At 50.2% G+C, this 18478-nt stretch carries 16 protein-coding genes and 4 tRNA genes; 1 reads left to right on the forward strand and 19 read right to left on the reverse strand.

The genetic code is table 11. The annotated features are described in order from the left end of the window. Positions 1 to 36: 36 nt before the first annotated feature. From MPHASIOC01_RS26320 to trxA, 19 genes are all read right to left on the reverse strand, one after another. Positions 37 to 113 (reverse strand) — tRNA-Pro (locus tag MPHASIOC01_RS26320). 36 nt (positions 114 to 149) lie between these two features. Then, a tRNA-Leu gene (locus tag MPHASIOC01_RS26325) sits at positions 150 to 236 on the reverse strand. 14 nt (positions 237 to 250) lie between these two features. Further along, positions 251 to 326 (reverse strand) — tRNA-His (locus tag MPHASIOC01_RS26330). Positions 327 to 381: 55 nt separating this feature from the next. After that, positions 382 to 458 (reverse strand) — tRNA-Arg (locus MPHASIOC01_RS26335). Between the two features lie 103 nt (positions 459 to 561). Beyond that, positions 562 to 1947: an amino acid permease gene (locus tag MPHASIOC01_RS26340; RefSeq protein ID WP_064596880.1), complete on the reverse strand. Its 1386-nt coding sequence runs from the start codon at positions 1945 to 1947 to the stop codon at positions 562 to 564. Positions 1948 to 2181: 234 nt separating this feature from the next. Further along, positions 2182 to 2922 carry a lipopolysaccharide N-acetylmannosaminouronosyltransferase gene (wecG, locus tag MPHASIOC01_RS26345; protein WP_353613608.1) on the reverse strand — a complete coding sequence of 247 codons (741 nt, stop codon included), beginning with the start codon at positions 2920 to 2922 and terminating at the stop codon, positions 2182 to 2184. 10 nt (positions 2923 to 2932) lie between these two features. Then, on the reverse strand, positions 2933 to 4285 hold the full coding sequence (wzyE, locus tag MPHASIOC01_RS26350; RefSeq protein ID WP_064596876.1) for an ECA oligosaccharide polymerase: 1353 nt from the start codon (positions 4283 to 4285) through the stop codon (positions 2933 to 2935). After that, on the reverse strand, positions 4282 to 5358 hold the full coding sequence (locus tag MPHASIOC01_RS26355; protein WP_353613609.1) for a TDP-N-acetylfucosamine:lipid II N-acetylfucosaminyltransferase: 1077 nt from the start codon (positions 5356 to 5358) through the stop codon (positions 4282 to 4284). The genes wzyE and MPHASIOC01_RS26355 overlap by 4 nt, the downstream gene beginning before the upstream one ends. Beyond that, positions 5355 to 6602, reverse strand: a complete 1248-nt coding sequence (gene wzxE, locus MPHASIOC01_RS26360) for a lipid III flippase WzxE (protein WP_353613610.1) — start codon at positions 6600 to 6602, stop codon at positions 5355 to 5357. Before wzxE ends, MPHASIOC01_RS26355 begins: the two co-directional genes overlap by 4 nt. Continuing rightward, on the reverse strand, positions 6602 to 7732 hold the full coding sequence (gene rffA / locus MPHASIOC01_RS26365) for a dTDP-4-amino-4,6-dideoxygalactose transaminase (protein WP_064596870.1): 1131 nt from the start codon (positions 7730 to 7732) through the stop codon (positions 6602 to 6604). Before rffA ends, wzxE begins: the two co-directional genes overlap by 1 nt. A gap of 6 nt (positions 7733 to 7738) precedes the next feature. Continuing rightward, the gene (gene rffC / locus MPHASIOC01_RS26370; protein WP_064596868.1) at positions 7739 to 8422 is read right to left on the reverse strand and encodes a dTDP-4-amino-4,6-dideoxy-D-galactose acyltransferase; all 684 of its coding nucleotides are present in this window, start codon (positions 8420 to 8422) and stop codon (positions 7739 to 7741) included. Continuing rightward, the gene (gene rfbA, locus MPHASIOC01_RS26375) at positions 8400 to 9281 is read right to left on the reverse strand and encodes a glucose-1-phosphate thymidylyltransferase RfbA (RefSeq protein WP_064596866.1); all 882 of its coding nucleotides are present in this window, start codon (positions 9279 to 9281) and stop codon (positions 8400 to 8402) included. Before rfbA ends, rffC begins: the two co-directional genes overlap by 23 nt. A 3-nt stretch (positions 9282 to 9284) precedes the next feature. Next, a complete protein-coding gene (rffG, locus tag MPHASIOC01_RS26380; RefSeq protein WP_353613611.1) occupies positions 9285 to 10364 on the reverse strand; it encodes a dTDP-glucose 4,6-dehydratase in 1080 nt (359 codons plus the stop codon). Then, positions 10361 to 11620: a UDP-N-acetyl-D-mannosamine dehydrogenase gene (wecC, locus tag MPHASIOC01_RS26385; RefSeq protein ID WP_064596863.1), complete on the reverse strand. Its 1260-nt coding sequence runs from the start codon at positions 11618 to 11620 to the stop codon at positions 10361 to 10363. Before wecC ends, rffG begins: the two co-directional genes overlap by 4 nt. Then, a complete protein-coding gene (gene wecB, locus MPHASIOC01_RS26390; RefSeq protein ID WP_074388786.1) occupies positions 11617 to 12747 on the reverse strand; it encodes a non-hydrolyzing UDP-N-acetylglucosamine 2-epimerase in 1131 nt (376 codons plus the stop codon). The genes wecC and wecB overlap by 4 nt, the downstream gene beginning before the upstream one ends. A 41-nt stretch (positions 12748 to 12788) precedes the next feature. After that, positions 12789 to 13829, reverse strand: a complete 1041-nt coding sequence (wzzE, locus tag MPHASIOC01_RS26395; RefSeq protein WP_064596859.1) for an ECA polysaccharide chain length modulation protein — start codon at positions 13827 to 13829, stop codon at positions 12789 to 12791. A gap of 14 nt (positions 13830 to 13843) precedes the next feature. Then, a complete protein-coding gene (gene wecA, locus MPHASIOC01_RS26400) occupies positions 13844 to 14959 on the reverse strand; it encodes a UDP-N-acetylglucosamine--undecaprenyl-phosphate N-acetylglucosaminephosphotransferase (protein ID WP_064596858.1) in 1116 nt (371 codons plus the stop codon). Between the two features lie 200 nt (positions 14960 to 15159). After that, a complete protein-coding gene (gene rho / locus MPHASIOC01_RS26405) occupies positions 15160 to 16419 on the reverse strand; it encodes a transcription termination factor Rho (protein WP_012886501.1) in 1260 nt (419 codons plus the stop codon). Positions 16420 to 16763: 344 nt separating this feature from the next. Next, positions 16764 to 17093 (reverse strand): thioredoxin TrxA, encoded by a 330-nt coding sequence (trxA, locus tag MPHASIOC01_RS26410; protein ID WP_036115406.1) that lies wholly within the window; start codon positions 17091 to 17093, stop codon positions 16764 to 16766. Positions 17094 to 17213: 120 nt separating this feature from the next. Here trxA and rhlB point away from each other — a divergent pair, with 120 nt between their 5' ends. Then, positions 17214 to 18476 carry an ATP-dependent RNA helicase RhlB gene (gene rhlB, locus MPHASIOC01_RS26415; RefSeq protein WP_064596856.1) on the forward strand — a complete coding sequence of 421 codons (1263 nt, stop codon included), beginning with the start codon at positions 17214 to 17216 and terminating at the stop codon, positions 18474 to 18476. Positions 18477 to 18478 lie beyond the last annotated feature (2 nt).

The following is an 18478-nucleotide window of genomic DNA, read 5'->3' on the forward strand; positions in this document are numbered from 1 at the left end:
GATACAAAAAAACCCCGCCGAAGCGGGGTTCTAAAATGGTCGGCGAGAGAGGATTCGAACCTCCGACCCACTGGTCCCAAACCAGTTGCGCTACCAGGCTGCGCTACTCGCCGAAATACTGCTATTTTACTTTTTTAAAACCTAAGTTGTGGTGCGAGGGGAGGGACTTGAACCCTCACGTCCGTAAGGACACTAACACCTGAAGCTAGCGCGTCTACCAATTCCGCCACCTTCGCATTCCACTAAATAATGGGGTGGCTAATGGGACTCGAACCCACGACAACTGGAATCACAATCCAGGGCTCTACCAACTGAGCTATAGCCACCACTGTAAATCTTTCGCGGTCATTCTACCACCGCAGCTCAAAGCGCCTCACTAAATGGCGCGCCCGACAGGATTCGAACCTGAGACCTCTGCCTCCGGAGGGCAGCGCTCTATCCAGCTGAGCTACGGGCGCGTAGCGCCGTTGCGGAGGCGGATATTACGGACTTAGTGCCCACCTGTCTAGTGCTTTTTTTAAATAAAAAGCGCGTTTGGTTATGTTCTGTGCAACCTGTCGCTTATTTAGCTGGTTCCTGCACATTTTTAACCCGCTTATTTCGTAATACACACCAAATCAGTGAAATCCCCCCGAGGAAAGCGACGCCCACAATCAGTGAGACACGCGTTTCTGGGTTTAACCCCATACCTACCAGTACACAAGCCAGGAAAGCCAGCGTCAGGTAGTTTGCCCACGGGAACAGCATTGACCGGAACGGATGCGATGCCATTGCGTGCTGGTGAACCGCCCTGAAACGCAACTGGCTCACCAGGATAACAAACCAGGGCAACATACCCGGTAACACACTGGCACTGTATACATAAACAAAGACACGCTGTGGCGATGGAATAACGTAATTCAAACCGGACCCAAGCAGCAGGATGACCACCGAAACTGCAACAGCGACAACAGGCACGCCATGGCGTGATACATGGGCCAGCTTAGCGGGTAGCTGGCCATTTTTAGCCAGGGCATACAACATGCGTCCGCAGCTATACATACCACTATTACAGCCTGAGAGCGCGGCCGTCAGCACCACGACATTAATAATCGCAGCGGCGGAAGTAATGCCAATACGCGCAAAGGTCAGCACAAAGGGGCTGCCACTACCACCTACATCCTGCCAGGAAAACAGCGAGACAATAATGAAAATAGCGCCAACATAAAAAATCAGGATACGCCAAAAGATTTTACTGATAGCCCGGCGCAAGGTCACCTGCGGGTTTTGTGCTTCTCCAGCTGTAATCCCCACCAGCTCCACACCCTGGTAAGACGCCACTACAATACACAGCGCGGTTAAAAAGCCTTTCCAGCCCCCGGCAAAGAACCCGCCATGAGCGGTGAGATTATGCAGCCCGACCGGTTGCCCATGGTGCCCAAAACCAAAGAAAATCACCGCCAGACCAACCACTATCATCACAATAATGGTGGTTACCTTAATCATCGCAAACCAGAATTCGATTTCGCCATACAAACGTACAGCAGCCAGATTAGCCACAGCCACCAGAGCAACGGCAGTCAGCGCCGGGATCCATTGTGGCAACTCAGGGAACCAGAACTGGGTATAAACCCCTACCGCAGTGACTTCCGATATACCTACAGCCATCCACATGAACCAGTATGACCAGGCAGTTAAATACCCCCAGTACGGGCCGAGATAACGGTGAGCATATACCGCAAATGAGCCTGCTACAGGTTCAAGGAAGAGCATCTCCCCCATTGAGCGCATAATGAGAAAGACAAATACCCCAGCCAGCAGGTATGCAAGCATAACAGAAGGCCCTGCCCATTTAAGGGTGCTGGATGCCCCCATAAACAGCCCAACCCCGATTGTGCCCCCTAATGCAATAAGTTCGATGTGCCGCGCCTGTAAGCCACGCTGCAGAGTGTTTGGTTGTGTTGCCATAGAAACGTTCCTGTACTTCGAAAGCTGCCCGGTTATGCCGGTTCTTGTGTTTCCCGCTACACTTGCGTGCCGGGAAGTTTAAAAGTGGGCAATACTTGATGAATTTTGCGGAAATAGCAAATTGAATAACGGGACAACCGCAGTGTCAGATGTAACTAACAAAGCCACAGGAAGGAAAAAGCGACGGGATAAGTCATTGGCAGCAGACAGGCTGCCAGCGACACAGAACAAGAATTAAAGTTGCCCTGAATAATACCAGCGTAAAAAACGCACTAAACGCAACTGACGGCCAAGGCGGCTGGGCTGTGACAGCAAGCGATAGAGCCACTCAAGCCCCAGGTTCTGCCAAAATCGAGGTGCGCGCTTAACATGGCCGGTAAAAACATCATAGGTGCCACCGACCCCCATATATAACGCATCAGGGTGAACCCTTTGACAGTCTCGCATGACCTTTTCCTGCCTGGGCGACCCCATAGCAACCGTAACAAATTCTGCACCACTGTGTTTGATTCGCTCAAACACTGCTTGTTGCATCTCTGGCTTAAAATAGCCATCCTGCATACCGACAATATTCACATTCCAGCAGGCCTTTAATTTATTAGCCGTTTCCTGCAATACATCAGGCTTTCCTCCTAATAAGAACACCGCTGCTCCGGTACTTCCGGCCTTTTCCATCATGGCTTCCCACAGATCTGCGCCCGCGACACGAGATACCTGAGCCTGTGGGTATTTTTTACGAATAGCCTTTACAACGCTGATGCCGTCAGCATATTTATACTCCGCCCGGTCAACCAGTTCACGAATCGCCGTATCATCTTCGGTGACCAACACTTTCTCTGCGTTGATAGCAATTAATGTGCCCTTACATAACACACCGTCAGGCCATAAAGCTTCCAAAGCGTGAGCCATATTACGCCAGCCGAGAATATTCAGATGCCGGATACGGTATTCAGGCACCATTAATGTTGTTTTCATGATGTATTTGTCAGGAGTTTGAAGTGGTGGAAACCTGAGCCTCAGGACGGAGTGGTGTTTTCACCAACCCACTCACGTCAAATAGCCAATAAAGCAGCTTAGCGGCTACCAGGCAGGCACCAAAGATAACCATAAAGAACACCACTCGTGAGCCAAAGGCATCCAGCCCTTCGCGTGCGAGCACAATCATGTTAAAAATAGCGCCAAAGCAAAAGCTGTGCAGTATCGCAGTAACATAGCGGTTTTCGCTGTTTTGCCCCAACGCGTACAGCCAGTCAAACCATTTAATTATCCCCCCTACAGCAACTGCCCCAAGGGGAATAAAACCCACGCCGCCCATCACCAATAACGAACCAATCAGGGTCGGTGATATTGCCAGCCCGGAATGGTTATTCAACACATCCCAGGTGAAATAATTTGCGGTATTCAGCACCAGATGTGGGCGCTCCGGCCACAACCATGAAGGGATAAAAACATAAAAATCACGCCATAACGGCGCCACTCCCTGGAAATGAATCTCACCATAGTGCTGTATCAACAACGCCAGATTCTCCCAGGGAGAGAAGGTATCTCGTGTTAAATACAGGAAGGTATAGAATGCCTCAGCGCCGCGGACATCCAGCCCATAACGCTTCAGAGCCAGCCAGAACATACCAACGATACCCAGAACTCCTGCGCATGCCAGCATCCACAGCGTTATCCAGCCACGAATCAGCCCAATAAACAGGAAAATAGCAAACGCGATAATAATATTTGCCCGGGTCCCACCTACAATCACATACGTCAGCAAGCCAAAACCAACCGTACTGACCAGAAAAAACAGCCAGGCACGTTTGGTTTGGTAAAGGGAATAAACTACAAGCATGGCCGGAATAAAGAAATAAAAGAAACGCTTAAGCGCCACACCCGACACTTCGCTTGAGAAGATTTGGCTGTATGAGTGCAAACGAAACAACAGGAATCCATTGTGGGCAAAGAAAATACCCAACGTCACCAGAGAAATCACCATCAGCAGCCCACAAGTAAGCTGGGTTTCTACGCGGTTCATGCGGAAAAAAAGCTGAACAGGAGCAGACGTTTTCCTCAGCCGGGTTTTATAAACCACATAATAAATGGCATAAAAACTGGTGGCGGACAGTAACGCCTGCAACAGAATACCCGGCGGCGCGACATCGGTATTAAAGCGAAAATAGAGCGTACAGGTAAGTGGGAAGCCGAAATAAAACGTCAGCAAAAACAACAACGAAAAAAAGACATTAAAACTGAAGCGCACCCGACGAAACTCCTGTAACGTCAGCGTGCCAATAAACAGGATGGATAGCAGCCAGACAATAAACAGGCCACCAAACTCAACCAGACTCATGCCAAATCTCCCGAGGCAAGGTGAATAACGTGTTTCCAGCCCGCAATATAGGCAGGATTAAAAAATGCGATAGTGTTCTTATCTACCAACGAGAGCTCGCGCTGCGCTTCATGAATCAGTGCCTCAGTCAGCGTATCATCACTGAACAAAACGGGCACATGTTGTTCTGCCATGTCCCGCCAGAAAGGATTCTTGCGGCTTAGCACGCAGGGTATGCCCGCCTGAATTAACAAGCATAGTGTACCAATCCCTTGCTGACGTTCAAAAATGAAATAACCGAGGTCGCACTGGCGTAACAGCGTGAGATAGTCATCAAACGCCAGCTTATCTCGCAAAATAGTAATATTTCCGGCAGAAAACATCGACTGCCCCACCTGAGTGACGGTATCAATATAAGCCTGATTATTGGGTGGATAACCCATCGGCACCACCACCTGAACAGTATCACCAAATTGCTTATGCACCGCCTTTAGCGCAGCAACGTGGGCATTGGTCGGGTCGCCAGAGTTACCCACCAGCACAGTCAGTGGCCCGGTTTTCTTCACTGCCTCAAGCGAATTCAAAGCCGGGTCCATACGCGTTGGGAAATAGAGCAACTCGCCAGGTACCCGTGGCGCACGAGTCCGGAAATAATCCAGATCACCTCGTGTTGCAAATACCCGACCTACCCGGCGTTGTGCCAGACGGCGTAACAGGTAAAACAGCCGGTAACGAAGGCTGTGTGATGTTTCATACAGGTCAGCCCCCCAAATATGCCACCAGGCCTGATGTCGCTTAATAGCACCGGAAAGCAATGCCAGCCAGATTCCCGGATTAAATTGCCCGTGGAAAAAGAAACGCAGCTCACGCCGCTGCTTTGCCTGTTGTTTGACTGCTTCACACAAGGTTTTTTTTGAGGGAAAGCAGGTGATATCCAGCGCTGGGTACTGCGCTACAATGCCAGAATCAGATGAGACGACGAAAAAAGTGCGGCTCGCGGACGTTTCTGTAGCAAGGTGTTCGCTGAAAAAAGTGAGAACAGTTTGGTTATGGTGCGGGATATCCGAACCTAACACATGAATCAGAGTAGTCATTGTCTGCGCCAGATAAAAAATACGCTACAACAAAGCGCAAAATAAACAAGATAAGTCGCCATATAGGCCTGCGCGGCACCCAGTGCACCATGTGCCGGAATAAGCCAGTGAGAAAAGCCTGTCAGCAAGACAAACTGGCTGACTTCTGTCAGCAAATAACAACGCAGTGAGGCTTTTGCAATCACCAGGTAACCAAAGACATAAGCACTGACTTTGAATACGTCCCCGGTCAGTTGCCAGGCAAACAAGTCACGCATTGCAGCAAACTGGTGGGAAAACAGTAACCAGATAGCAAAATCCCGCAGCAACCAGACCATAAAACTGGCGGCCATCACCGCCGGGATCACAAACCGGAAAGCTTTGCCTAATTCACGGGAAATATCTTTTTTTTCCGTCAGACGCGACAAGGTCGGAAGTAAATAGACACTAAATGACGCGGTAATAAACTGCAGGTAGGCGTCTGAAATACTGGTTACCCCTTGCCAGATACCCACGGCTTCCCAGGAGTAATGCGCTGCCAGCAAGTTACGCATCATTACCCAGGCGACAGGCAACGTGACAGTCGTCATCAGAGCCATGATGGTAAAACGTACATACAGGCGGCTCTGCGCATTATCCCAACGGGGGCGGAACCAGGTCAGCGGGATTCTCCCCCTGCGCCATAGCACCCAGGACGCAGGCAAAGCAATCAGCGCCGGCACTAAGGCAATCCCCAATAACGCACCATGGTAACCGCCCAGCCGGTAGCAAATATAGTAAGCTACAACACCAACAACACTCCCGGTCATCAATGCCAGTGCATTCCCGGCGGCATCCCGAAAACCTTTGAGTACAGCCAGGACCAGGTTTGCCCAGGCTATGCCCATTTGTACCAGAGCCACCAGGCAAATCAGCCCCTGATAATCACTGGAACCAAACAAAGCAATACTGACGGGCCGGGCTGCCAGCACAAAGAAAACCGCGAGCAAAGCCGAAAAACCCAGGACAATAGCCGATGCACTACCTACCACTCGTTGTAATGCCGAGTTGTCGTGATGATGCTGCGCAATACTTCGTGTCACGCCATTAAAAATCCCTGCCCCCGCCATGACACCTAATACAGTAACCAACTGGCGGAAGTTTCCAGCCAGACCAACACCGGAAGGACCGAATGAAACCGCCAGTAATTTAACGACTAATAAACCTGCAGCTATCTTGACCAGTGTGGACGCGGCGGTCCACACACTTGCTCTGGCTAATGACATCAGGAGAAGTAACTCAATAGCGTAGTGATAACCGTGCGCTGATTAACTGGTGCCAGATTATAGAATAAAGGCAACCGCAGCAGGCGTTCACTTTCTGCCGTAGTGAAGTGGTCTTCTCCATGAAATTCGCCAAAACTCAGACCTGCCGGGCTGGAATGCAACGGAATATAATGGAAAACAGCCAGGATCTCCGCTTCTTTCAAAAACGCAATCAGCGCATTGCGATCATCCATATCACGCAATTTGATATAGAACATATGCGCATTGTGGCGGCAGTTTGCCGGGATGGTGGGTAACTCAATGCGCCCTGCCCGCGCCAGAGGTTCCAGAGCACGGAAATAGTTGTTCCACAGAGCAACACGCTGCTCATTTACCCGATCAGCCACTTCCAGTTGTGCCCACAGGTAAGCCGCCTGTAAGTCTGCCATCAGGTAGCTTGAGCCAAGATCACGCCAGGTGTATTTATCCACTTGCCCACGAAAGAACTGGCTGCGGTTAGTGCCTTTTTCACGAATGATTTCAGCCCGTTCGATCAGCGATGCCTCGTTAATCAGCGTTGCACCACCTTCTCCACCGGCTGTGTAGTTTTTGGTTTCATGAAAACTAAAGCAGCCAATATGGCCAATAGTCCCCAGTGCCCGACCTTGCCAGGTCGACATCACCCCTTGAGCCGCATCTTCAATCACATAGAGATTATACTGTTCTGCAAGACGCATGATGGTACCCATCTCACAGGCAACACCGGCGTAATGAACCGGCACAATCGCACGGGTTTTTTCGGTAATGGCAGCTTCAATTTTCGTTTCATCAATGTTCATCGTATCCGGGCGAATATCAACAAACACGATTTTTGCCCCGCGCAGCACAAAGGCATTCGCTGTAGAGACGAAAGTAAATGAAGGCATTATCACTTCATCGCCCGGCTGAATATCAATCAGCATGGCGGCCATTTCCAGAGAAGCGGTGCAGGATGGCGTTAACAGGACTTTCTTACAGGAAAAGCGATGCTCCATCCATTGCTGGCAGCGGCGAGTAAACCCGCCATCACCACATAACTTCCCGCTTTCCATCGCAGATTGCATATATTCAAGTTCAGTTCCCACTATGGGTGGGGCATTAAAAGGAATCATCTTTTCTCACCTGTAGAGCCAGTACGCTGTGCCAACTGGCTGTGCACCACTTAAAACATAGCGGCGCAACGCTGGCAAATTGCCAAACTGCGTTGCGACATGTAAGCCCGCTATTTTTTGCTGCCGGCACCAGCCTTGTGCCAGTGCCATTAATACTGCCCCAGCACCCTTACCGCCCAACAGCCCGACTCTTGCCTGGTTGCCGGGTAACCGCCGTAGGGTAACAAACCCTGAGATCAGACCTGTGGCATCATAAGCCAGCAGGCAAACATCATCAAAAGTCCCCCGTACTGCATTTTCCACCCACTGACCATAAAAACGCCCGCTTTCGCCAGGCGCATACCATGGCGTACCAAAACGGCTGTGAGTGAACAATGTTTCAGCTAAGGTACGCAACGCAGGAATATCATGTTCCCTGGCAATGGGAAGTGGTTCAGACTGCCCGCCAGGAGGGAGATCTACACTCAACACAAAATCCATTTCTGCTTCCACCACCTGAAACCCCAGTGTCTGCAAAGCCGACAGCCGGGCGGTATCGGCGGCGTCAATTTTTGCCTGTACCCGTGACCAACAAGTCAATTGCGCCACAGTGAGTGGCGCAGCAGAATCGGAAAAATGGATAATTCCCGAATGAATGTTGAAAAAGGTGCTTTCCCATTCAAGGGGTTCAACGCTTGCGTGAATAACCACGTAACAACTCCTGCAGGTACTGGCCGTACCCAGTCTTCGCCAGAGCCTGTGCTGCACGGCGGACATCGTCGTCATCCAGCCAACCGTTACGCCAGGCTATCTCTTCAAGGCAGGCAATTTTGAAGCCCTGGCGCTTTTCTACTGTTTGCACAAAAGAGCTGGCTTCCAGCAGGCTATCGTGAGTACCAGTATCCAGCCAGGCAAAACCACGGCCCAGTTTTTCTACCGACAACTCACCTTGCTCCAGATATATTTGGTTAATTGAAGTGATTTCCAGTTCGCCGCGCGGTGACGGCTTCACCTGGCGAGCATAGTCCACTACCTTGTTGTCATAAAAATACAACCCGGTTACTGCCCAGTTGGATTTTGGTTTTTGCGGTTTTTCTTCAATAGACAGCGCCCGGAAATTATCATCAAAATCCACGACGCCAAAACGCTCAGGGTCCATCACCTGGTAGCCAAAGACTGTAGCGCCTTGCTTACGTGAGGCTGCATGATGCAGTTTAGGGCTGAACCCCTGACCAAAAAAGATATTGTCGCCAAGAACCAGGCAGGAGGCATCACCATCAAGAAAGGTTTCACCAATCAGAAAAGCCTGTGCCAGCCCATCGGGGCTTGGCTGTTCAGCGTAACTCAGGTGTACGCCAAACTCGTCACCGGAGCCAAGCAAACGTTGAAAATAAGGTTTATCTTCCGGCGTCGTAATGATGAGAATATCGCGAATTTTCGCCAACATCAGCACAGACAGCGGGTAGTAAATCATGGGTTTGTCGTACACAGGTAATAACTGCTTGGAGACACCACGCGTAATGGGGTGAAGACGTGTCCCCGTTCCCCCTGCAAGAATAATTCCCTTCATGCGTTACTCCTTCTCTTTACCTGGCAGCCCCAAACGTTGGCCCTGATAAGAACCATCCAGCACCTGCTGCCACCACGTTTTATGCGACAAATACCAGATAACCGTTTTGCGCATCCCACTTTCAAATGATTCCTGCGGAAGCCAACCCAGTTCCCGGGCAATTTTGGCTGCATCAATGGCATAACGCACATCGTGCCCTGGTCTGTCAGCAACAAATGTGATTAAGTCACGATAATGGCTGACACCAGTTGGTTTCTCTGGCACCAACTCTTCCAGAAGAGCACAAACCGTTTCGACCACTTCCAGATTCGTGCGCTCATTATGACCACCAATATTCCAGGTTTCACCGGTTTTACCCGTGGTTGCCACCAGGTAAAGTGCCCTGGCATGGTCATCAACATACAACCAGTCGCGAATCTGTTGCCCATCGCCATACACTGGCAGCGGTTTTCCAGCCAGGCCATTAAGAATGGTCAGCGGTATGAGTTTTTCCGGGAAATGATATGGGCCGTAGTTGTTAGAACAGTTAGTCACTATGACAGGCAGGCCATAAGTACGGGACCATGCACGCACCAGATGATCGCTGGCGGCTTTGGACGCACTGTAGGGGCTGCTGGGTGCATAAGGTGTTTGTTCGGTGAAGAAGCCGTTGCCGCCGTGCAGATCACCATAGACTTCATCGGTAGAAATATGGTGGAAACGGAATGCCTGCTTTTTAACCGGCTCCAGAGTTTGCCAGTAATGGCGTGCCGCTTCCAGCAAGGTATAAGTGCCAACAATATTGGTATCGATAAACGCAGCAGGACCATCAATAGAACGATCCACATGGCTTTCTGCAGCAAGGTGCATCACGACATCTGGCTGGTACGAATCCAGAATACGCGCCATCTCAGGTCCGTCGCCAATATCAGCCTGTTCAAATGCAAACCCCGGTAATGATGCAACCGGCGCCAGGGATGACAGGTTACCCGCATAAGTCAGTTTATCCACCACCACCACGGAATCACGGGTTTGTTCAAGAATATAACGCACCACGGCAGAGCCAATAAAACCTGCCCCTCCTGTCACCAACACTTTTTTCATCGCCAGACTCCTTTTGTATCCACCACCCAACGCTGTTTAATTGCCTCCGGAGCAATCGCGCAGAATGGGGCGTGATCCACTAACATAACCAGAATATCGGCATGTTTTAGTGCATCCTGAGTCTCTGTCAGTTGGCAATGAGCCAAACTGGCCGGTAACTGGTGAATGTTAGGCTCTACCACCAGGGTTGTTCCACTGTGCCACTCAGCAATTAACCGGGTGATTTCCATGGCCGGGCTTTCCCGCAAATCGTCGATATTAGGTTTAAATGCCAGGCCAAAACAGGCAATGGTGAGTTCACTGGCTTTGCGGCCACTCTCTACCAGGCAATCGGCCAGCGTCGCTTTCACCCGTTCAATGACCCAGTGCGGTTTGTAGTCGTTCACTTCGCGTGCTGTGCGAATCAGGCGTGCCTGCTGGGGATTTTGTGAAACAATAAACCAGGGATCCACCGCAATGCAGTGCCCACCGACACCAGGGCCGGGCTGCAAGATGTTCACGCGTGGGTGACGGTTAGCCAGGCGAATCAGTTCCCATACATTGATGTCCTGTTCGGCACAAATCAGTGACAGTTCGTTCGCAAACGCGATATTAACATCACGGAAACTGTTCTCAGTCAGTTTGCACATCTCGGCAGTGCGAGCATTCGTTACCACACACTCCCCTTCCAGGAAAATGTTATACAGTGCGCTGGCGCGGGTGGAGCATGTTGGTGTCATCCCACCAATTACGCGGTCATTTTTTATCAGTTCCACCATGACCTGGCCGGGTAACACGCGTTCCGGGCAATAGGCGATATTCACATCCGCCTTATCACCTGCCTGTTGTGGGAAAGTGAGATCAGGGCGCAGTGCTGCCAGCCATTGTGCCATTTGCTCGGTACTGCCTACCGGGGAGGTCGATTCCAGAATAACCAGCGCGCCTTTTTTCAATACCGGCGCAATGGATTCAGTTGCCGCTCTGACAAAGCGCATATCCGGTGCATGAGCATCCTGAAATGGTGTGGGAACCGCAATCAGGTAAGCATCCGCTTCAACCGGTACCTCTGATGCCCGTAAATAACCCTCCTGAACGGCCTGTTTTACTACGAGATCCAGTTCGGGTTCGACAATATGAATTTCCCCACGATTGATGGTGTCAACAGCATGCGCATTGATATCCACGCCAATAACCTGTTTCTGCCGTGAGGCAAATGCCGCCGCCGTGGGTAACCCAATATAGCCAAGACCAATCACGGATATGGTAGAAAAATTCATAATGTTACCTGGTTGTTTTTTAACGCGGTTAAAATACGCTGGCATGCCATGCCATCCCCATAAGGGTTATGCGCTTTGCTCATTTGCTGGTAAATAGCATCCTGTGTCAGCAACTGTGTAACAGCAGCAACGATATTGCTTTTATTCGTTCCCACTAACCTCACTGTTCCGGCATCAATCGCTTCAGGGCGCTCAGTGGTATCGCGCATCACTAAGACCGGTTTACCCAGTGAAGGTGCCTCCTCCTGAATCCCCCCTGAATCAGTCAGGATGAGCCAGGCGTGGTTCATCAGCCATACGAAAGGCAAATAATCCTGAGGTTCAATCAGCGCCACGTTTTCAACATGCCCCAGAATTCGGGTAACGGGTTCACTGACGTTAGGGTTCAAATGCACAGGATAGACAATTTGCACATCAGGCCAGTTGGCAGCAATTTCCGCCAGTGCATGGCAAATCTGCTCAAACCCACGGCCAAAGCTTTCCCGACGATGCCCGGTTACCAGGATGGTTTTCTTGTCGTTATTGAGGAAGGGGTAGTGCTTTTCCATTCGTTGGCGCAAAGCGCTGTCCTGCAAAGCGCGATCACTGACTGACAGCAACGCGTCTATCACAGTATTCCCCGTTACAAAGATATGCCTGTCTGCCACATTTTCATGCAGCAGGTTTTGGCGGGCGTTATCTGTGGGGGCAAAGTGATAATGTGCCAGCCGGCCAGTTAATGTCCGGTTTGCTTCTTCCGGCCAGGGTGAGTAGAGATCCCCGGTACGTAACCCGGCCTCAACATGCCCTACGGGGATTCGCTGGTAAAATGCCGCCAGGCTGGTAGCCATGGTAGTGGTGGTGTCACCATGAACCAGAACCACATCAGGCTGATACGATATCAGGATGGGCTTTAACCCTTCCAGGATTCGACAAGTGATTTCAGTTAACCCCTGACCCGGTTGCATGATATTTAAATCATAATCCGGAGTGATTGAGAAAAGATGCAGCACCTGATCCAGCATCTCCCGATGCTGGGCGGTGACACAAACTTTTGACTCAAAAAAAGGGTCATTTCCCAGAGCATGGACCAAAGGAGCCATTTTGATAGCTTCAGGTCTTGTGCCAAAAACGGTTAAAACTTTCACGTTTATTCTCTTTCTTTGGGAGACTTTATAATGGTAGTTCGCTATGCCTTGCGGCGTGCCAGAGCCACTCCGGCCCCAACCAACGCACCAATAAAGCCCCACATTACTAATAAGAAAACACGCCGCGGACTGTCCCGTTTAACCGGTTCTTCCGGTGTTCTCAGATAGCGGTATGTTTGAAAGTTATTATCAAGTACTGGCCCCACCGCCAGCGTAGCCAGCATGGCGCGATTTTGCTCGTAATCCATATTGTAATCAGGCCCGGTTGCTTCCAGGTTTTCCAGTTGCGCTTTCAACAGGGGGCGCCCCAACATAAACAATTCAGAAGGCGGCAGTTCCTCAGCCGGTGAGGTAAGCTGGTTATGAGTAATATTTTGCTGCTCCGCTATCGCCAGCGCAGCCTGAATGTTATGCAGCTTGCGCTGATACACCGCTTTCGCCACTGCATCCTGGCGTTTAATTTGTGCCTGCATCTGTACGGTACGCGCCGCCCATGCACCTCTCAGCTCACCATTAAGATGATGAGCAGCACGCTGGCTGGCGAAAGCGATGTACTGCCGTAACAGGTTATTCGCTGATGGCGCATTTTCTGCCTCGAGGCGGGTACTGTCGTTAGTGTTATGTGCCGGGTCTGCAGGGATAAACTGGATATTATTAATCAGCTCATCCAGCAATACCGCATTATTATGACTGTTACTGGTCTGGCGCTGTTTGTAATAATCTGTCTGCAACCAAAATGCCCGCCGGGTATCCCAGGAAGACAACTGCATCACGAATTCTTTATAGGCCTCAGCCATTGGCGAAGGCTGGTCGGGCGAAATCAGTGATGATTTGATATCCAGGTTTTGCAAAAACTGCTGCTGAGAGTAGAAGCTGTTCAGCATATTGACTGTTGGCTGGTCCGTAATTGCGGTAGCACTCCACTCTTGTTTGGCAAGAAAGCTATAGACAAGCGCCAGCAACCCAAACAGCACGGCAACACCGGCAATCCATGCTTTTCCTGCCCACAGTGTGCGAAACAGTTCACGGATATCCAGCTGGTTATCCACCCCATATTGCTCATCAGTTGACTCTTGTCTCATTGTTTTCCCGAAAATTATTTGGTTAACGTTGGATTACGGTGAGAGCTACGACGAATACGCCGTTTGACACGTTTGATGAAACGCACAACTTTCCATGCTCGTTTTATACAGTAGCCGTACAGCAGAAAGGCAGGCAAAAAGCACATCAACATGCCCCATTCTGGCATCAGTTGGAAATACTCGCACAGCACGCCAAAAGTGGCTAACAAGGCTGCCGCCAGGGTAATCAGGACAAATGCCTGACGGGATGAAAAACCGGCCCGCATTATCAGGTGATGAATATGCTGCCGATCAGGTGAAAAGGGGCTCATGCCTTTCCGGAGCCGACGGTACATAATGGCAACCATATCCATCAGCGGAATGGCAATTACCCACAACGCGGTGACCGGATTAATCGGTGGGTTCTCCCCCTGTGTGGTTTCCAGTAATATCCAGATAATGGTAAAACCAATCAGGGTACTGCCCGCATCGCCCATGAAAACTTTATAGCGACGCCCCAGTACACCCAGGTTGAGCAGAATGTAAGGCATAATGGCGGCAATCATGGCAAAGCACCACATTGCCAGGCTCACCTGGCCGTTAAACCACAGGATGATACCCAATGCGGCAAAAGAAACACTGGAAAGCCCGCCCAGCAGGCCATCAATACCATCAACCATGTTAAAGGCGTTGATAGCAGCCCACACTGCGAACAAAGTCAGAAAATAACCGAAGGGGCCAAGCTCCATTTCCCATGCGCCAAACACATGACCCAGGCTGCTCAGATACAAATTGCCCATAACCATTATGACAATGGCAATAGCGGCCTGAACAAAAGCGCGGAATTTCACGCTGATATCAAACCTGTCATCAAGTGCGCCGACCAGAACCAGAACACCCGAGCAGGTCAGATACAACTTTGCATGGGGGACGTAGTAAAGTGAATTAATGCTGGCGACAAGAAACGCCGCACAAATACCGACATAGACAGAGATACCACCGACTAAAGGGACGAGCCCCTGGTGCCGTTTTCGGTAGTTAGGACGGTCTACAAGACCAATCCGTTTTGCCATTTTTCTGGCAAAAAAGAGGAAAGCGAAAGTGAAGAAAAAGACACACAGGATGTCCGTACTCATACCGAGTAGATTCACGTTAAATAACTCTCTGCGCTACATGCACAAGCAAAGGGCACTATTGTAATACGCAAAAAATGTCGAAGGTATCCGAAATCCTCTTACTTCTTTTTGCTTCCACTGCCCGGATGTTACCAGCCTCAATGCTGGCGATGGAATTATAGCAGATAAAGAAAAACGCCACGTCAGTGCGTGGCGTTCCCCGAGTTAACCTGAAATTATGAGCGCTTCATCATGTCGAAGAACTCGTCATTGGTCTTCGTCATCGCCAGCTTGTTAATCAGGAACTCCATTGCGTCAATTTCACCCATCGGGTGGATAATTTTACGCAGGATCCACATTTTCTGCAGTTCTTCAGAAGTGGTCAACAGCTCTTCTTTACGGGTACCGGAACGGTTGTAGTCGATTGCCGGGAAGACGCGTTTTTCCGCAATCTTACGGGACAAGTGCAGTTCCATGTTACCGGTGCCTTTAAATTCTTCGTAGATAACCTCGTCCATTTTGGACCCGGTATCAATCAGCGCAGTTGCGATAATTGTCAGGCTGCCGCCTTCTTCAACGTTACGCGCAGCACCGAAGAAACGTTTCGGGCGATGCAATGCATTCGCATCCACACCACCAGTCAGGACTTTACCTGAAGCCGGTACCACGGTGTTATAAGCACGCGCCAGACGGGTAATGGAATCGAGAAGAATGATAACGTCTTTTTTATGTTCAACCAGGCGTTTTGCTTTCTCAATCACCATTTCAGCAACCTGAACGTGGCGGGAGGCTGGTTCGTCAAACGTAGACGCGACCACTTCGCCTTTTACCAGACGCTGCATTTCGGTTACTTCTTCCGGACGTTCGTCAATCAGCAGAACCATCAGCACGCAATCAGGGTGGTTATAAGCAATGCTCTGAGCAATATTCTGCAGCAGCATTGTTTTCCCTGCTTTTGGCGGAGCCACAATCAAACCACGCTGGCCACGGCCAATCGGGGAAGCCAGATCCAGCACACGAGCGGTGAGGTCTTCTGTTGAACCGTTACCGCGCTCCATACGCAAACGTGAGTTGGCGTGCAGTGGAGTAAGGTTTTCAAACAGAATTTTGCTACGTGCGTTTTCTGGCTTGTCGTAGTTAACTTCGTTAACTTTCAGCAGCGCGAAATAGCGTTCACCTTCTTTCGGCGGACGAATCTTACCTGAGATAGTGTCCCCGGTACGGAGGTTGAAACGGCGGATTTGGCTGGGAGAAACGTAGATGTCATCAGGACCGGCGAGGTAGGAGCTGTCTGCAGAACGGAGGAAACCGAAACCATCCTGCAATATCTCCAGTACACCGTCACCAAAGATATCTTCCCCACTTTTCGCATGTTGCTTGAGAATAGCGAAGATGATGTCCTGTTTGCGCATACGGGCAAGGTTTTCCAGCCCCATATTTTCGCCGAGAGTAATCAGCTCAGAAACCGGCGTATTCTTTAATTCGGTAAGATTCATAGTGGTGGGTTCTTAAACTCGGGGTAAATCTCGAACTTAGTATCATGAAATGGTATGGAAGGGTTCATCCATGCCTGTTAACAGTTGCCGCTTATGTCTGACCGCTGCCTGGTTGAGGAAAAACACAGAACTGATTCGATAAGACGGAATAAGGGGACAACCCTGAATAAATTACTTAGCTTACAAAAAACGCTTAATACAGAATTTGCAAGGCTTTAGGGATAATACAAGATTCAAACGAAAGACATGTTCAAAAGAAGTTAGCCATAACTTAGCACGACAAATGCCGGGCGTCCAGCAGTCCACAACATTTATGGAAAACTGGATGCGCCGGCAAGGCAAAATTATGCCAGGTTTGCGTCCAGAAATTCTTTCAGCTGACCTTTAGACAATGCGCCAACTTTCGTCGCAGCGACTTCACCGTTTTTGAACAACAGCAGGGTCGGAATACCACGGATACCGTATTTCGGAGCCGTGCCTGGGTTCTGATCGATGTTCAGTTTGGCAACAGTCAGCTTGCCCTGATACTCATCTGCAACTTCATCCAGAATTGGGGCGATCATTTTACAAGGACCACACCATTCTGCCCAAAAGTCAACCAGAACTAACCCATCAGCTTTTAGCACATCCGTGTCGAAACTGTCGTCGGTCAGGTGAATAATTTTATCGCTCATGTTTTACTCCACAAGATTATGCCTGGGTGGTTGGTGTAGCATTAACCAACACAAAGGTTGACTTTATTTCACCGGATACGCTTTCGTAAAGCAATAGTTAGCTGATATTCTATCACCCTTATGAGCAAAACACATTTAACCGAACAGAAGTTTTCCGACTTCGCCCTGCACCCTCAGGTGGTAGAAGCCCTTGAAAAAAAAGGGTTCTATAACTGCACGCCTATTCAGGCACTGGCACTTCCGCTGACTTTAGCCGGGCGGGATGTTGCGGGGCAGGCGCAAACCGGTACAGGCAAAACGATGGCGTTTTTAACGTCAACGTTTCATTTTTTACTCTCTCATCCTGCACCAGAAGGTCGCCAGACTAACCAGCCGCGCGCATTAATTATGGCGCCAACGCGTGAACTGGCGGTGCAGATTCACTCTGATGCGGAACCACTCGCTGCGGCAACTGGCCTCAAAATGGGCCTGGCTTATGGTGGTGATGGTTATGATAAACAGCTCAAAGTGCTGGAACAGGGTGTTGATATTCTGATTGGCACAACCGGTCGTCTTATCGACTACGCCAAACAGAATCACATCAATCTGGGTGCGATTCAGGTGGTGGTGCTGGATGAAGCGGATCGTATGTACGATCTTGGCTTTATCAAAGATATACGCTGGTTGTTCCGCCGTATGCCGGCTGCCACGGAACGTCTCAATATGTTGTTCTCAGCAACCTTATCTTACCGGGTGCGTGAACTGGCATTTGAGCAAATGAACAATGCTGAATATGTCGAAGTGGAACCGGAACAGAAAACCGGCCACCGCATTAAAGAAGAACTGTTCTACCCGTCCAATGAAGAAAAAATGCGTCTGCTCCAGACACTGATTGAAGAAGAGTGGCCGGAACGCGCAATTATTTTCGCTAACACCAAACACCGTTGCGAAGAAATCTGGGGGCATCTTGCCGCCGATGGTCACCGTGTCGGTTTACTGACTGGCGACGTCGCACAGAAAAAACGCCTGCGCATTCTGGACGAGTTCACGCGTGGTGATCTGGACATCCTGGTTGCCACCGATGTCGCCGCTCGCGGTTTGCACATCCCGGCGGTTACTCATGTGTTCAATTATGACTTACCGGACGATTGCGAAGACTATGTGCATCGCATTGGCCGTACCGGGCGTGCTGGCGCCAGTGGGCACTCCATCAGTCTTGCCTGTGAAGAGTACGCGCTGAACCTGCCAGCAATTGAAACGTACATTGGTCACTCAATTCCGGTGAGCAAATACAACCCGGATGCACTGTTATCTGAATTGCCGCCACCAAAACGTTTAACCCGCCCGCGTCCAAACGGCCAACGCCGTGGTGGTGCGCCGCGTAACCGCCGTCGTCAGGGTTAAAC

The sequence above is a fragment of the Mangrovibacter phragmitis genome, from assembly GCF_040429585.1.
Taxonomy (GTDB): Bacteria; Pseudomonadota; Gammaproteobacteria; order Enterobacterales; family Enterobacteriaceae; genus Mangrovibacter; species Mangrovibacter phragmitis.

Excerpts from the sequence above, each read along its gene's own strand:
- MPHASIOC01_RS26340 (WP_064596880.1), bottom strand. The coding sequence starts at position 1,947 with ATGGCAACACAACCAAACACTCTGCAGCGTGGCTTACAGGCGCGGCAC.
- wzxE (WP_353613610.1), bottom strand. The coding sequence starts at position 6,602 with ATGTCATTAGCCAGAGCAAGTGTGTGGACCGCCGCGTCCACACTGGTC.
- rho (WP_012886501.1), bottom strand. The coding sequence starts at position 16,419 with ATGAATCTTACCGAATTAAAGAATACGCCGGTTTCTGAGCTGATTACT.
- wecG (WP_353613608.1), bottom strand. The coding sequence starts at position 2,922 with ATGAAAACAACATTAATGGTGCCTGAATACCGTATCCGGCATCTGAAT.
- rffG (WP_353613611.1), bottom strand. The coding sequence starts at position 10,364 with ATGAAAAAAGTGTTGGTGACAGGAGGGGCAGGTTTTATTGGCTCTGCC.
- rffA (WP_064596870.1), bottom strand. The coding sequence starts at position 7,732 with ATGATTCCTTTTAATGCCCCACCCATAGTGGGAACTGAACTTGAATAT.
- wecC (WP_064596863.1), bottom strand. The coding sequence starts at position 11,620 with ATGAATTTTTCTACCATATCCGTGATTGGTCTTGGCTATATTGGGTTA.
- wzzE (WP_064596859.1), bottom strand. The coding sequence starts at position 13,829 with ATGAGACAAGAGTCAACTGATGAGCAATATGGGGTGGATAACCAGCTG.
- trxA (WP_036115406.1), bottom strand. The coding sequence starts at position 17,093 with ATGAGCGATAAAATTATTCACCTGACCGACGACAGTTTCGACACGGAT.
- rfbA (WP_064596866.1), bottom strand. The coding sequence starts at position 9,281 with ATGAAGGGAATTATTCTTGCAGGGGGAACGGGGACACGTCTTCACCCC.
- wzyE (WP_064596876.1), bottom strand. The coding sequence starts at position 4,285 with ATGAGTCTGGTTGAGTTTGGTGGCCTGTTTATTGTCTGGCTGCTATCC.
- rhlB (WP_064596856.1), top strand. The coding sequence starts at position 17,214 with ATGAGCAAAACACATTTAACCGAACAGAAGTTTTCCGACTTCGCCCTG.
- MPHASIOC01_RS26355 (WP_353613609.1), bottom strand. The coding sequence starts at position 5,358 with ATGACTACTCTGATTCATGTGTTAGGTTCGGATATCCCGCACCATAAC.